This window comes from Siphonobacter curvatus (assembly GCF_002943425.1).
Taxonomy (GTDB): Bacteria; Bacteroidota; Bacteroidia; order Cytophagales; family Spirosomataceae; genus Siphonobacter; species Siphonobacter curvatus.
Genome location: NZ_PTRA01000001.1, coordinates 2,664,724 through 2,677,109 on the forward strand (window position 1 = coordinate 2,664,724; position 12,386 = coordinate 2,677,109).

Annotated in this window: 13 protein-coding genes and 1 tRNA gene; 4 read left to right on the forward strand and 10 right to left on the reverse strand. The window is 41.3% G+C overall.

Annotation, left to right across the window (positions count from 1 at the left end):
* Window positions 1–27 precede the first annotated feature (27 nt).
* A complete protein-coding gene (locus C5O19_RS11050; RefSeq protein ID WP_104712071.1) occupies window positions 28–795 on the forward strand; it encodes a ferritin-like domain-containing protein in 768 nt (255 codons plus the stop codon).
* Between the two features lie 66 nt (window positions 796–861).
* Here C5O19_RS11050 and C5O19_RS11055 read toward each other — a convergent pair whose 3' ends face one another.
* The 8 genes from C5O19_RS11055 to C5O19_RS26005 form a co-directional block, all read right to left on the reverse strand.
* Window positions 862–1,752 (reverse strand): NAD-dependent epimerase/dehydratase family protein, encoded by an 891-nt coding sequence (locus C5O19_RS11055; protein WP_104712072.1) that lies wholly within the window; start codon window positions 1,750–1,752, stop codon window positions 862–864.
* Between the two features lie 15 nt (window positions 1,753–1,767).
* Complete coding sequence (locus C5O19_RS11060) at window positions 1,768–2,757, reverse strand: aldo/keto reductase (RefSeq protein ID WP_104712073.1); 990 nt, start codon at window positions 2,755–2,757, stop codon at window positions 1,768–1,770.
* A gap of 183 nt (window positions 2,758–2,940) precedes the next feature.
* Window positions 2,941–3,897, reverse strand: a complete 957-nt coding sequence (locus C5O19_RS11065) for an AraC family transcriptional regulator (RefSeq protein ID WP_104712074.1) — start codon at window positions 3,895–3,897, stop codon at window positions 2,941–2,943.
* An 823-nt stretch (window positions 3,898–4,720) separates the two neighbouring features.
* On the reverse strand, window positions 4,721–5,068 hold the full coding sequence (locus C5O19_RS11075) for an ASCH domain-containing protein (protein WP_104712075.1): 348 nt from the start codon (window positions 5,066–5,068) through the stop codon (window positions 4,721–4,723).
* Window positions 5,069–5,070: 2 nt separating this feature from the next.
* On the reverse strand, window positions 5,071–5,925 hold the full coding sequence (locus tag C5O19_RS11080; protein WP_104712076.1) for an SDR family oxidoreductase: 855 nt from the start codon (window positions 5,923–5,925) through the stop codon (window positions 5,071–5,073).
* A gap of 10 nt (window positions 5,926–5,935) precedes the next feature.
* Entirely contained in the window at window positions 5,936–6,178 is a 243-nt protein-coding gene (locus C5O19_RS11085) for a VOC family protein (protein ID WP_165796003.1), read from the reverse strand.
* A 191-nt stretch (window positions 6,179–6,369) separates the two neighbouring features.
* Window positions 6,370–7,152: a helix-turn-helix domain-containing protein gene (locus C5O19_RS11090; protein WP_104712078.1), complete on the reverse strand. Its 783-nt coding sequence runs from the start codon at window positions 7,150–7,152 to the stop codon at window positions 6,370–6,372.
* A gap of 735 nt (window positions 7,153–7,887) precedes the next feature.
* Window positions 7,888–7,959, reverse strand: a tRNA-Ser gene (locus C5O19_RS26005).
* A gap of 679 nt (window positions 7,960–8,638) precedes the next feature.
* On the opposite strand from C5O19_RS26005, the gene C5O19_RS11100 reads away from it, so the two are divergent.
* The 3 genes from C5O19_RS11100 (at window position 8,639) to C5O19_RS11110 (ending at window position 10,846) form a co-directional block, all read left to right on the forward strand.
* The gene (locus C5O19_RS11100) at window positions 8,639–9,493 is read left to right on the forward strand and encodes a tyrosine-type recombinase/integrase (protein WP_104712080.1); all 855 of its coding nucleotides are present in this window, start codon (window positions 8,639–8,641) and stop codon (window positions 9,491–9,493) included.
* 196 nt (window positions 9,494–9,689) lie between these two features.
* Window positions 9,690–10,289, forward strand: coding sequence for a hypothetical protein (locus C5O19_RS11105; RefSeq protein WP_104712081.1), 600 nt, complete (start codon window positions 9,690–9,692; stop codon window positions 10,287–10,289).
* Window positions 10,290–10,357: 68 nt separating this feature from the next.
* Window positions 10,358–10,846, forward strand: a complete 489-nt coding sequence (locus C5O19_RS11110; protein ID WP_104712082.1) for a hypothetical protein — start codon at window positions 10,358–10,360, stop codon at window positions 10,844–10,846.
* 151 nt (window positions 10,847–10,997) lie between these two features.
* Here C5O19_RS11110 and C5O19_RS11115 read toward each other — a convergent pair whose 3' ends face one another.
* Both C5O19_RS11115 and C5O19_RS11120 read right to left on the reverse strand, forming a co-directional pair.
* Window positions 10,998–11,411, reverse strand: a complete 414-nt coding sequence (locus C5O19_RS11115) for a hypothetical protein (RefSeq protein WP_104712083.1) — start codon at window positions 11,409–11,411, stop codon at window positions 10,998–11,000.
* A 291-nt stretch (window positions 11,412–11,702) separates the two neighbouring features.
* Complete coding sequence (locus tag C5O19_RS11120; protein ID WP_104712084.1) at window positions 11,703–12,386, reverse strand: hypothetical protein; 684 nt, start codon at window positions 12,384–12,386, stop codon at window positions 11,703–11,705.

The window sequence follows — 12,386 nt, forward strand, 5'->3', positions numbered from 1 at the left end:
ACTCTCTCTTGAACTTCGATTCAATCCATGAATATTTTTCAGATTTTTTCCGATATTGAAAAAATAGATGGCGACGCTACGGAGCGTTTATCCTTCTACTCACGTCGTTATTTTCTCCGCAAGGGCACGAAGGCAGCTACTGCGGCCGCCCTACCCCTCGCCTTGGCCAGCGTCACACAAGAAGCCTTTGCTCAGTCCACTGAAGTACAGGAAGTGCTAAACTTCGCTTTGACGCTGGAATACCTGGAAGATGAATTCTATAAAAAGGCATTGAGCAGCAGCCTGTCGTTCGGTGGTGATCGGTCCGTATTTGAGCAAATCAGCAAGCACGAAGACGCTCACGTAAAACTATTGAAATCAGCGTTGGGCAGTGCTGCGGTAGCCAAACCCAGTATGTTCAAATTCGAAGAAGTATTTCCGGGCGTATTCTCAGATTATCAAACCTTCCTGATCGTTTCGCAGGCCTTTGAAGATACGGGCGTTCGGGCCTATAAAGGACAAGCTCCGAAGCTCTACAAACAGGCGGTACTGACAACGGCCCTGCAAATTCATGCGGTTGAAGCCCGTCACGCCGCCGAAGTGCGTCGAATTCGCGAAGGACGCGTCTGGATCACCAAAAACGAACCGGACGGAGCTCCGGCTGCCGTATACGCCGGCGAAGAAAACGTGGTACAGAAAGTAGACGTCACCAAACTGGGCCCCGGATTCTCGGACATCGTTGTCTCGGAAGCCTTCGACGAACCCCTGACGAAAGAACAGGTACTCGCCATTGTATCTCCGTTGATTGTGATGTAGGATACACTTTATACACAAAAAAACCTGGGCCGTATGACCCAGGTTTTTTTGTTTCACTCGTTCAAACTATCCTTCAATATCGGTCAGAATCGACGCGTATTTCGGTTGCCAGCCGAGTGTCTTCCGGGCTTTCGTGGCATCTACACGACTGTTGGAAGCCAACCCGTATGAGGAAGCGTCGGGGCCCCAACGTTCGATGGCCTCATCTATGGGTAAGGCCACCGTTTTTCCGCCAAAACCCAGTTTCTTGCTGATACTTACAGCAATATCCTTTAGAGCTGCTTCGCCATTCTCGGCGTAATAATACGAACCTGCAGGAGCATTTTCCAGGGCTAGCCAGTACAACTCCGCTAGATCCGCCATGTGGACGTTCGACCAGATGTTTTCGCCCGCTTCAATGTGTACTCCGGCTTGTTTTTCTCTGGAAATGTCCATCAGCATCGGCACCTGAATGCTGTCTTTTTTCAAACCCAATCCAGCACCATAAATCATAGTAGGGACGATGACAATACTACGGATTCCCCGCTGGGCTGCTTTAAGCACGGTATCGTTGATGACGACCCGCTGGGCTTTTTCCAGCCGTGGTTCAAGCGGAACATCTTCGTGGTACACAACGTCGCTCCTTTGCCCCACTGACTTATCGCCCACTAGACTGGAGCCGGAGGTGTGAATGAACGTTTTTCCGGTTCCTTCCAGAGCTTCGAGAAACGTGGCTACTACGTGTACATCATCGGCGTCGGCAGTATTAATCACGGCATCCGCTTGGCGAGCTTCTTCCCGTAATAATTTCAGATTGTGCAAATGTCCGATGACTGGGGTAATTCCTAATGCTTTGAGTTCTTCCGCGGCGGAAGCTTTCCGTACCAGGGCGGTGATTTCGTAACCTTTTTCGAGTAATACCCGGGCAATGGAACCGCCAATGTAACCCGTGGCTCCGGTAATGAATATTTTTTTCATGGCTAATGGACTAAGTTAAGCGTATACTGTTTCGAGTTGTTGATTGATAAACGTCATTTCTTCCGCCCGAATGTCCACGTGCATGGCCTGGGCATTTTCAATGGCCTGCGTAGCATTACGAGCCCCCGCCAGTACCACACTAATACCGGGTTGCAAGGTGGTCCAGCGTAATACTAATTGTGATACAGTGGCTCCTTTGGCTTCGGCCAGGGGAGTGATTGCGGCTAGAAATGTTTTTATTTTTTCCGCCGGAAACTGGCCAAAATAGCCGTTGCGGTGATCGTCGGCTTTGAGTTGGGAATCTTTAAAATACTTGCCCGTAAGTAAACCCCGTTCCAGCGGACTGTAAGCAATGATGGACAGGTTCTTCTTCTGGGTGTACGGTACGATATCTGCTTCAATACTGCGGTTGAGCATACTGTAGGAAACCTGTTCGGAAGCCAGCGATAGCGTTCTTTCGGCTTCTTTCAGTTGATCCAGCGAGTAATTACATACACCCGCCGCCCGGATTTTACCCTGTTGAAGTAAGGTTGCCAGAGCTTCCATCGTCTCGTCAATGGGCGTGGTGGCGTCAGGCCAGTGTACTTGCAACAAATCAATGTAATCAGTCCCGAGGCGATGGAGACTTTCTTCGAGTTCCTTGATGATAGCCGTTCGGGCCGTATATTTATAAACGGGTACGGTGTTACCCTGCTCTTCGGCGTCGAAAAAATACTCACCTCGCCCCTGATTACTCTGGTCCCATACTAACCCGAACTTCGTCAGGATCTGAATCTGATCACGGTTTTTGCCTTTGATGGCTTCCCCAATCATTTCTTCACTCCGGCCCAGTCCGTAGAAAGGAGCCGTATCGATACTGGTTACGCCTTCATCCAGCGACGCGTGAATGGCCGCAATTGAATCTTTTTTCGCATTGCCACCCCACATTGTACCGCCAATGGCAAAGGCTCCGTAAGTGAGGGCCGATACGAACACTCCGCTCGATCCTAATTCTGTATATTCCATGACTTTACTAAAGTACCGCCCGTCTATGGCGGTTGTTTGTTGTTCAATTGATGAGGCAAAATTAGCCGTCGTCAACCGGAGAAACTGGACCGCATTTCGGAAGAACGGGTACTTTATACAGAATGGATCGTTCATAAAAAAAGCTGCCCTTCGGGAGACAGCTTAATCCAGGTAGCACGTAGGTTAATGGGCTTTTTCTCGGTGCTGTTTAGGCGTGCGATTGGTATAGCGTTTAAAGAAACGCGAGAAATACGAAGGGTCTTCAAATTTCAGCAGAAAACAGATTTCGGCTACGCTTAGCTGCGTATTCAGCAGCAATTGGGAAGCTTCTTTGAGCGTTCGTTCACGAATGAGTTCACCCGGTGTCTTTCCTGCCACAGCTTTGATTGTATCATTCAGGTGATTTTGCGTAACATTCAGCTTTGCCGCATAGGTAGCCAACGATTGCGTCTGAATGGGTTGGAGCTGTTTGAGCGGCTCAAAATCCTGTTCAAACAGCCTAGTAAAGGCTTTCGTCAATCGTAATCCGGCGGTACTTTGATCATTGAGGCATTGTTCAGGGTCGCATACCATCATTCGCTGGGCTTTTTGTAGAATGACGGTAAGAAAGGCCCGAATCAAATCAGCCTTATGGGGGTTTGGGGAGTGATACTCCTCCTCGATCTCCCGGAAGAAATTGCTAAAGTATTGCGTTTGAGCTTCGTCGAGGTACAGAGCCGAACTACCTTCGATATTGAAAAAAGGATATGAAGCGAGTGTTTGCTGGTCCTTGAGATTTTCCTGAAAGAAATCGGAGGTAAAGGCACAGAAATAGCCGGCGTGTTCATCAACTGTAGTTTGCCAGGAAGTAATCATGCCGGGTGATACAAAGCAGAGCATACCGGGTTTAAGGTAGTACTCGTTTACGCCGAAGGTATGGATTCCCTCACCGCCGGTAATGAGAATGACCATGTAAAAATCCAGTCGGTTGGAGGTAATGGTTTGCTGACAGCGAAACCGGAAATCATCCCGCCGATGGATTTCAAAATGAGCTACACTAGCTCGAATCGCTTCTTCGGACCACGCCGAATCGCCCTGAAAATATCGTTTCCGGAAGCTTTCCGTCGTATACGTCGGAATCAAGGACGTTTTCGTTTTCATGACCAATAACCGGATGGTGTAAGATTATCAGAACGATACGGGCAAGAAAAAGTTCAGGAGAGATAGTTCAACAAAGCTAGTCTAAGCTTATAGAAGTGAAGTAGCCCTTTAGAATTACTTCTACAATTTATTATAGTATTAGCCACAAAAAGACCTGTACAACTATTTATAGGGGTCTTTGTCTTTAAAAGAACGTACTGGTACAAAACTCGAACTCTTTTTTCTTATTTTCCGACCTATTATTTTAACTTTTTCAGTTCTTTGTTTAGATATTTCCTCACGGGCTTTCCTCCATACGGTTTTTTGTTTCGATTTTGTCAATAGCGTTGTAGTAAATGAGCTTGGCAACAATGGCAGGTTCTGATGTATGAAAAGCAGATTTCTTCGTCAGTGTTATTAAAACCACCTTTTAGAACCTATTCCTTTACTTCGGACAGGCATTTTAGAATTAATTGTATTACAGCCTTTATTCGTTGTATCGAGCAATCAACCTCAATCTCCAATTCGTTGATTGCTATTTCCAGCCTTTGTAATATTTTACTATAGAATTTATCCATTCCGTTATCTTGATTGACCCTTGGTAAAGATCAGATATTGGATAGTTTGCTTAAATACTCGCTTCCTAACGGAGATATTTCATAGCCAACGTTATGGCTTATGGTCAAGCCTAAGTTTTTCAGTTTTCGGATATTCAGCTTCAACCATTCTTTTCCAAATCCTGTCAATTTTGCTATACCTATGGCGTGTAAATTGGGATTGTTTTTTATGGTTAATAGAACTTTGTTTGTCCAATGTCCCTGCTTACTATAATTATCCAACCGCTCTAACTTTTTTTTAAATCTACAAACCCCTGTTCTGATAGTCGTGTTTGCTCCCTCAACTTAATTCGTGGGTCTGCGGAATAATAGCTGACGGATATTTTGAAAATCGTTCCTGTGCTGCTGGGTGTAAATGATTTTAGTAATTGTTGTTTACCTGTAAAACCTGCCTGTATTGCGTCTTGTTCAGTTATATCATTTTCGCTTATGGTTTCAATTTTACCGATTTTAACCAAGCCAACAGACGTATGCAAAAGGCTTCCGCATTTTACAGAAGCCTTTTGCCACTTACGAAATGCAAATGTAATTTCTCCCGATTTAATACCTTGTAGGTGTATTCCCTTAAATAGCATGATTATAATTCTTTTACATACTTCTTCAAATCAAATGACTTTCTGCCAAGCAATTTCTCAAGTGTACTGTCCACATGGGAAAATTCGCCTACTTTAATCCCATTCGCCATACTGACCAATAAATCCACGACCTCGACAGGCATTTGATAGCTAATTAGTTCTTCTCTGAATACTTCATCTGAAATATCCACATGGTTTATGGTTATACTTTTTTCTGTACTTATCAACCGTGCCAATTCATTAAATGAATATGCTGTGTTACCTGTTATTTCATAGATCTTATTTCCATGTGCATTTCCCGTTAATACGTTTACAATGGCTTCCGCTATGTCCGCCCGTGACACAAAACTTACTTTCCCACTCCCCGATGGATAACGGATTTCATTCGTTTGTAAGGCGTTCCCAATCAGTTCGGGTATGGCTTCCATATACATACTGTTTCTGAAAAACGTGTACGGGATATTTGACTTTCTTATCAGTTCTTCCGTATGGTATTGCGTTTGTGTTCCTTGAAAAACGGTGTTCGGTCGAGTTTGCACCATACTGGTATAAACAATGTGCTTTACGTTGTTTTCTACGATTGCATTTACAACATTCCTTTCCTGCTGTTTGGCTGTCTCTATATCCACTCCGATAGTAGATATTTGCAATACTGTTTCCACACCTTTAAAGACTTGTTTAAGTGTACTGTAATCGTTGTAATCTGCTTGTCTGACAGTTACGCCCTTTTCTTTAAATTCATTTATCGTTTCGGGATTTCTGACAATGGCAACAATATCGGTTGGTGCGACTTTCTGTAACAAAAATGGAATGGTTGCTTTGCCTAAATTTCCATTTGCTCCTGTAATGGCTATCATAACTTTCCTTTTAGGCTTCCAATGCAAACAAAGCGAGCCGATTACCCTCACTATCCAAAATATGTGCAATAAAGCCCGATTTTATAGGTATTGTTTCCAATATAATTTTACCGTTGCTTGCTTTCACTCTTTCAAGGACAAGGCTTAATTTTTGCCCTGCATTAAAATATAGAATTGCGGACTGATTGGGTTCATTGCCTTGATTTTGCACCAACAAGCCAGAGACATTGCTACCATTAAATGGAAAAGTCAAGGATTTAAAACCCCCGATTTCCATTTGTGTCAATGAGATTTCCAATACATTCTCATAGATTTTTTTGCCCTGTCAAAATCGTTTACTGGCAGTTCAAACCAAGTAATTACATTGTTCATCATTTTTAATTTTTGTGATGGAACAAAATTATCTTGAATTGAAATTTCAAAATTGGATAAAACCGACAGGGATTATATTTTCCATTCAGGAAAGTTCTCTACATGTTCATTGGTCTGCTGAATGAACTGTTTAGGATTCATTCCTGTAAACGCCTTGAACTCCCTAATGTAGTGTGATTGGTCAAAATAATCGTTTTGGTACGCTAAGTCCGTAAGGTTGTAGAAATCTTTTTGACGTAATGCTTGTAAGCCCGACTGAAAACGGACGATCCTTGAAAATGCCTTTGGGGATATGCCGACATAGTGTCTTATCAATCTTTCCAAAGAACGTTCGGATAAATTCATTTCCGTTTGAATGTCTTTCAATGTCTTTCCATTTTGCAGAAGCCTAGTTGCAAAATCTGCTTTCTTAGCATGATGTTCTACCTGTCGTATCCGTTTAAGAAAAAAGTGTGAGATAATCTCAATTTTATCATGTGCCGAAGTTGCATTGACAAGTTGCTCAAGAATTGGGTCGGTGGTAAGGTTGTCTATTGAAATGTGTTGGTTAGTCAGTTCAAATGCATCTATATTGAAAATGGTTTTTAGTGCTGTTGGTTGCAGATATACGCCAATACTTCTAAAATTTCTTATTGCTTTTTGTTCACTATGATAGGTTGTTTGCCCGTACAAAAACATTTGCGGTAAGACCTGATGTTTGTTGTCGAGAAAGAGGTTTGCTTCTTCTTGAAATATAAGCCCAGATAACCCGTCTGGTATAATTTTAAAAATTTTATCGCCAACATCTTCCAATATCCAAAAGTATCGGATATAGTCCTGTAAAGGCTTGATTGGAAGAATCTTTTGATAATACATTATTTGTCTTTAAGAATATCAAGATAGGATTTTTTATAAACAAGTCAAATGTTATAACTCGTCACGTTGTACAATCTTTATAATACCTATCTACTCCATATCTCAACCTATTTGCTCAAATACCAAATTTGGAGGGTGTTATTATTACCTGTTAAGGCAAGTAGTTTTGAGGCACAGAATGAATTTCGATCACCTCAATATGTTCTGATGAACAGAAAGTAGTGTATGATATTCGTTTGGGATGTGTAGTCGAAATTGCCTACGTTCTAATATCTGTGTGACCTTATTAATCTCTTTTTATTTATTCGGTAATGAGAGGAGGTGCTGTTTTGTTTCTCTATCACTACCTTAATTGCTTATTCATTCGTTCAAAGGTCGGAGTATACTATGTTTCGTTTCAACTGAAAAATACTATCCGCAAATTGGAGATTTTTTAACAAACCGAAGGTTTGACCTTGTAAAGCATAAAAACACTGATCTACCTTTGCCCTTGAAAATGGAACGAATAGAATACCGACTTTTCAATAAAAATTGTTAAATAGCTGAGAAATAATGATGTCAGAGATAAATAAGTAAAAGCGGGTTCGATGTTCCCTAAATTTCTGTCATTATGTAAGATACAACATCGAATCCCAAAGATGAATTCAGTTCCAAGGTATATCTATCAGAATACCAGTAAATTATAGGGAAATAAAAAAGGGACAAATCTGTTATTTTCAGACTTGTTCCAGTAAGTGATTCCAGCAGGACTCGAACCTGCAACCTACTGCTTAGAAGGCATCAAAAATAAAATACCTATCTTACACCTCTTTCTTACCTAAGTAAAATACTTTACAGATACACAGCACTTTACTTTATATACTCATTCTTCCACATACCCTTTTTATCACTTATAATTGTAGGCAATGTAGGTGAGTTTGTAGGTGAGTATCCATATCCATGATTTCAATGAATGCTATTTCTGTAAACCTGAGTTTTGACACCTTAAAAGATGACCGAGTATCCGTAAAAATACGCATTACTTTCAAAAGAGAACAACGAAAATACGCTTTGCCCAACGCTGAGCCCGTTATTGTCTCTAAGGCCGTTTATCCAAAAATCGTATTATTTCATACTACGGGTAACTTACGAGTTTCTGAGGAAGTCAGACAACAATACTTTCTAATCCGACCCCACCTGGAAACTGCAAAAGCGATCATAAAAAAGCTATCTCCCTTTGACTTCAAGACCTTTAAAATCTTATTTAGCAATTCTGGAGCAGAATCAACCAGCCAGAAGCTATCTGATTCGCATGTACCCAGCAACGGCAATCCCTTAAACATTCACACCCGGTCAAACTACTGAAAGAGAAAGAGTACGCCCTTGGCAGCATCAAAAACGGAAATCTCTGTATATCGGCCAGTCAATCACTGATCAGGTTTCAAAAGGGTGCAGATCAATTGCTCTTTACAGACATTACTCCCGAATTCTTAGAAAAATACGAGTCATGGATGCTGAAATACGGAAAGCCCCTAAAAAACAAAACGGCAAACCCCTACCCGCCTCTATCAATACCGTCAACATTTACACCAGGCAAATCAGGAAAGCCTTTAACTCAGCCATTAAGGATAAAATCATTTCGGAGAACGCCTACCCTTTCAAGTCAGCTTACGTGATTCCCAGTGAAGAAGGTAACGCCAAAGCACTAGAACTTACTGACATCGAGAAGATCTTCCATTATAAGGCGGAACCGGGTTCCATTCGTCAGCGTAGTAAAGATTTATGGATCCTTACGTACTTATCGAATGGAATTAACATGAAAGACCTCTGTATGCTTCGCTGGCACCAGGTCGATTTAATTACCAAAAAAATTACGTTCAAACACCAAAAGACCTTACGTACTCGCAAGGAGCGTCAAAAAGATATCATCGTCAACCTACACGATGAGAGTATTGAAATATTTAAACGTTGGGGCACGCCTAATTCACCCAATGAGTACGTATTCCCCCTTCTGAGCGATGACATGGATGAAAGCCGGAAACGATCAGTTATTGACTCTTTAATCAGCCTCACGAACAATCACTTATCTATCATAGCGAAAAAAGTAGGCATTTCGATCAAACTAAGAACGTACGAGGCTCGACATTCATTCGCGACAGTTTTGTTGCAGTCAGAATCGGTACCTCTTTACTTTATTTCAGATGCGCTAGGACATACTACCTTTTCAACCACTGAGCGGTATTTAGGTCGTTTCAGCAAGAAGCAAAACAAGAAATACGTAGCTAACTTATCACCTAATAATAAAGACAAAAACCCTGATCGCATACATTGCGATTTACACTCTTTAAAGGTACATCGGTAAAAATTCATCCTTGATACTGATTTAAGGAACCGATATCTTTGCTAGGCAAGCAGCACATGAATAGATAGAACCTATTTCAATGGATACTCGTGGGTATCTTTCTGAAATAGTTTTTTATTAGCACTTTAAAGCCTTTATTGTGTTAATTCTACAGACAGAGTTCACATATTGATTGATTATGCAACAGATTTCTTGAATGGAATACGAGAATAAGCGATACGAAATACTAAAAGGTCTTCCACCTTATGGTCCTATGTATATACCTGTTATTCACACAGACCATCCTTACCAAAGTCCTTACAGTGAAGGATTTGTCATACGGTTCCATACTTCTCAGGGCGAAAGCTGGGTGGCTAATTTTATGGTAGGAGGAACTGATTTTAATCAAGTAGTCGACTTTTCCGAAACTGATTTAACGCTAGTCATTGCCGGCGGCAATGGCTATATAATGAATCGCAATCAGGTTAAGCCCCTCTCTACTTTCGGTGGTGATCTACAAATGGCTTTATTTACTCCTCAAAACGAAGTTGTTGCTGCAAATTCCACTGATATCTGCATTCTTAACTCAAAGGGAGAGCAGTGGACTAGTCATAGACTTTCCTGGGATGGAATCAAGGATCTATGCCTGGAAGGAAGATTGCTTCAGGGATATAGTTATGATCCAATGGATGACAAGAATGAATGGGTTGCCTTTACCTTAGACTTAGATAGTAGGCAAACCAAGGGGGGGAGTTATGCAAAATATTATTATTCAGATGGCACTCCTAAGAAGACTAGGTTGTCGTGGCCATTTTAAGCTTAACATAAACTATACTTATAGAACAACAATACACTGTCACCGCGTTGTATGATCTTCCTATTGTAATGAAGAAAACTTATATTCTACTAATCTCTAGTATTCTCACCTTGTTACTTATCACTAGTTTAGGAGTAACATATCTACCTTCAATTTTTGGCTTCGTTCTATTTAGAACAAAGCAATATGCTGTTTTTAATGATCAGCATCTGCCCCTAGATGCTTGTTTATTTGATAAGAAACAAACCCTTGATAATGAGTCAACTCATGAGTTAATCCTTTATTTTCCATCCGAGAATACCTATAATTATCTAACTATTGTTCCAGAGCATAAATTGATAGGGTTAGCTAACCGTACTAATAAAAACCTTTATGTGCTTCCTGGTGAAAAGCTGGCTTACATGTGTCCTGAAGGTTCATTGTTTACACCCTTAAATACTTTGTTCTTAAATCAACTGTTCAAGCATCATTTTTCGAAGGGCAGTATTGAGTTTGATACTTTTGATGATTTGAAGAAAATGGGTAAGCGTATTTTAATTAAAAATACAGTTTTATAAATACCCCTTTTCATTACAGTTTGGACTTCATAACATTTTACAAACGACCACTCAAGTAACGAAAAGGCCTCTGGGTAATATCTGGAATCCTTTCTACATAGTGAGTTATAGGGAACGCTATACTAAACAACAACTTTGTATATGGACAAATCTATTTAATCTTAGTTCCTACAAATAGGACGGTATTTTTTTTACCTAATTCTATACTACATGGACTTGCATTGTAATTACAGCTTACAAGTGTGTAGTTTCTCCGAGGATAATCAAAGATTGCTTTAATTGAAAAATGGTAGTCAGTAGGAAAAGTTCGACTTACCTTAAATTTCCCTTGTCTATCTGTTACAGCTTCAGTAAGTAAAGTATCTTTGAAGGAGGTAAGTACACTTCCGCTCCTACCCATAACAAATACTCTTACGCTATCAATGGGAGAGCCGTCAACATCTAAGACTACGCTTCCTTCTACTTCAGTTTGAATCCACTCACGTGCCGGGTGTACAGGCTTCTTTTTACAAGCATATATACCAGTTACTAATAACACACACATGAAAAGTTTGCATAAGTTCATAGCTTCAAGGTTTATCGAGTGAGTACAACTTTTTTAGAAACGTTTCTAAATATCATATCCGATGATTTACGCACTCAATATATTCATAGGAATTATAGCTTTTACATTAAGCTTCATTCTTTTAAGAAAACTATTTCCCAACAATAAGGGTGCCCTAATATTTTGGTGGTCTTCATTAGCTTTAAGCCTTTCCTTTGGAATCTTTTGTTATTATTATTTCGAATTGTAATAGTATATAAGCTAGTTAAAGTACCATCTCTAATAGGCATGATACGGAATCACATATCTTAATTATCCTCGGCCTAAATACGTCTGCCGGTCTTTCAGTCGAATCGTATCCTGAAAGCCATTTACCCGGAATGTCACATCGAGCGGTTTAGCGTTCAGTACGGGATTATGACCTACCACGACGTACTTACCCCCATTCTTTACGACCCGTACGAGCGGATGCCGGTTTTTCTTCGCGGCTAGGGCTTCGTTTGAGGTCCAAGACTTCCCACCATCGAGGGAAATTTCTGGTACCAGAAATTCGGGTTTACCCTGACGAATATCATTCACTAAACTAGCCCGGTAGAATCCCGAAATCAGAGCTTCTTCGACATTGAGATGCTGGTTTCGATCGGCAACGTCCCAGTTGATCAAACCTTTTGCACCCCTCAGCAGTAAAAAGAGCGGTACTGCGTGAGCAATATGCTCCGGAATGTACATCTGACCCGAAACGTCTTTTTCTTTCCGCACCCGCTCGCGGCGATCAGAAAGAGTAAAATCAGTAGTTTGCTCATGGGTTGGATTTTGGCCAATGAAGATTTGCACGGCCTGATTGAGAAGACCTGCAGCAAGTGCCACATACGCCGCCAGTTGCGGGTTATTGGTCACCAGCGAATGACCCGCCACAATGGCAACCGCCGCGTTTAGAAACAGTAAGAGCTGGCCCAGCCGGGGCGGCAGGGGTTGGTTATATCGGGAAAGATTCAT

What these genes read in the sequence shown, in the direction of transcription:
- C5O19_RS11075 (WP_104712075.1), bottom strand. Translation starts at nt 5,068, where the DNA reads ATGCTATTTAAGGGAATACACCTACAAGGTATTAAATCGGGAGAAATT.
- C5O19_RS11050 (WP_104712071.1), top strand. Translation starts at nt 28, where the DNA reads ATGAATATTTTTCAGATTTTTTCCGATATTGAAAAAATAGATGGCGAC.
- C5O19_RS11065 (WP_104712074.1), bottom strand. Translation starts at nt 3,897, where the DNA reads ATGAAAACGAAAACGTCCTTGATTCCGACGTATACGACGGAAAGCTTC.
- C5O19_RS11110 (WP_104712082.1), top strand. Translation starts at nt 10,358, where the DNA reads ATGAAGAAAACTTATATTCTACTAATCTCTAGTATTCTCACCTTGTTA.
- C5O19_RS11100 (WP_104712080.1), top strand. Translation starts at nt 8,639, where the DNA reads ATGGATGCTGAAATACGGAAAGCCCCTAAAAAACAAAACGGCAAACCC.
- C5O19_RS11060 (WP_104712073.1), bottom strand. Translation starts at nt 2,757, where the DNA reads ATGGAATATACAGAATTAGGATCGAGCGGAGTGTTCGTATCGGCCCTC.
- C5O19_RS11105 (WP_104712081.1), top strand. Translation starts at nt 9,690, where the DNA reads ATGGAATACGAGAATAAGCGATACGAAATACTAAAAGGTCTTCCACCT.
- C5O19_RS11080 (WP_104712076.1), bottom strand. Translation starts at nt 5,925, where the DNA reads ATGATAGCCATTACAGGAGCAAATGGAAATTTAGGCAAAGCAACCATT.
- C5O19_RS11055 (WP_104712072.1), bottom strand. Translation starts at nt 1,752, where the DNA reads ATGAAAAAAATATTCATTACCGGAGCCACGGGTTACATTGGCGGTTCC.
- C5O19_RS11115 (WP_104712083.1), bottom strand. Translation starts at nt 11,411, where the DNA reads ATGAACTTATGCAAACTTTTCATGTGTGTGTTATTAGTAACTGGTATA.
- C5O19_RS11090 (WP_104712078.1), bottom strand. Translation starts at nt 7,152, where the DNA reads ATGTATTATCAAAAGATTCTTCCAATCAAGCCTTTACAGGACTATATC.
- C5O19_RS11120 (WP_104712084.1), bottom strand. Translation starts at nt 12,386, where the DNA reads ATGAATCTTTCCCGATATAACCAACCCCTGCCGCCCCGGCTGGGCCAG.